Annotated in this window: 1 protein-coding gene and 1 pseudogene (1 of these 2 cut by a window edge); one reads left to right on the forward strand and one right to left on the reverse strand. The window is 72.0% G+C overall.

The features are described 5' to 3' along the window. Nucleotides 1-397: pseudogene (locus CCN33_RS08315) on the reverse strand (type I methionyl aminopeptidase) (it extends 231 nt beyond the left edge of the window). A gap of 33 nt (nt 398-430) precedes the next feature. On the opposite strand from CCN33_RS08315, the gene CCN33_RS08320 reads away from it, so the two are divergent. Next, on the forward strand, nt 431-618 hold a 188-nt coding region (locus CCN33_RS08320; protein ID WP_086692751.1), incomplete at its 3' end, for a helix-turn-helix domain-containing protein.

The raw sequence follows: 618 nt of genomic DNA on the forward strand, positions 1-618 counted from the left end.
CGGCGGTGTCGATCAGGGTCAGGTCCTCGGGGCGCGGGCGGCCGACCACGAAGCTGATCGCCGAGTCACCGGCCCAGCCGTCGAGCAGGGCGCCGCAGTCCACGGACAGGAGGTCGCCGTCGCGCAGGCGGTAGCCGGTGGGGATGCCGTGCACGATCGCGTCGTTCACCGAGGCGCAGATCACCGCCGGGAAGGGGGTCGGGGCGAAGGAGGGCCGGTACCCGAGGAAGGGTGACGTCGCGCCCGCCCCGCGCAGGACGGCGCGGGCGACCTCGTCCAGTTCGCGCAGGCTCACGCCCACGTCAGCGGCCTTCCGTACCGCCGTGAGGGCGCGCCCGACCACCTGGCCGGCCGCGTACATGGCATCGATGGAGGCGTCCGTCTTGAATTCAACCATGCCAATTACTATACCGGTATTAGAATGGGTGTCATGGTGCGCACCCCCCTGACCCCCGAAGAGCGCGAGCGCGGCGAACAGCTCGGCCGGCTGCTGCGCGAGGCGCGCGGCCCGCGGAGCATGACCGACGTCGCCGCGGTCGCCGGCATCTCCGCCGAGACCCTCCGCAAGATCGAGACCGGCCGGGCTCCGACCCCCGCCTTCTTCACCGTCGTGGCGCT

This window comes from Streptomyces recifensis (assembly GCF_002154615.1).
Taxonomy (GTDB): Bacteria; Actinomycetota; Actinomycetes; order Streptomycetales; family Streptomycetaceae; genus Streptomyces; species Streptomyces griseoluteus.